Source organism: Halorubrum californiense DSM 19288 (assembly GCF_000336875.1).
Lineage (GTDB): Archaea > Halobacteriota > Halobacteria > Halobacteriales > Haloferacaceae > Halorubrum > Halorubrum californiense.
Genome location: NZ_AOJK01000055.1, coordinates 1 through 310, shown reverse-complemented (window position 1 = coordinate 310; position 310 = coordinate 1). Strand labels below are relative to the sequence as shown.

Annotated in this window: 1 protein-coding gene; it reads right to left on the bottom strand. The window is 60.0% G+C overall.

From position 1 onward, the window contains the following. On the bottom strand, positions 1-310 hold a 310-nt coding region (locus C463_RS10615), incomplete at both ends, for an IS5 family transposase (RefSeq protein WP_008443599.1).

Below are 310 nucleotides of genomic sequence, written 5' to 3'. Positions count from 1 at the left end.
TTCTCGCGTTGTGCGCGTGGTCGTACGGAGCAAAGATGCGGTGCTTGATCAGCGGTCTGATCCCGAGCTCACGCAGACCTTCGCGGAGCGACTGCTTGTCGTAGCCCTTATCGGCCGCAAGGGACCGCAGATCGCCCGCGTTTCGGCGGGCGATCTGCTCAGCGAGGTCTGCGTCACTTCCTTCTCGATTCGTTGAGCAGTGAACGTCAATGACGGCCTGAGACGCTGTATCGACGAGTTTCGTAACTTTGAGCTTCTGAACGCGGTAGCTGATTCGCTGGCAGTAGTGGCGGCTGGCTGGTGAGCGGTC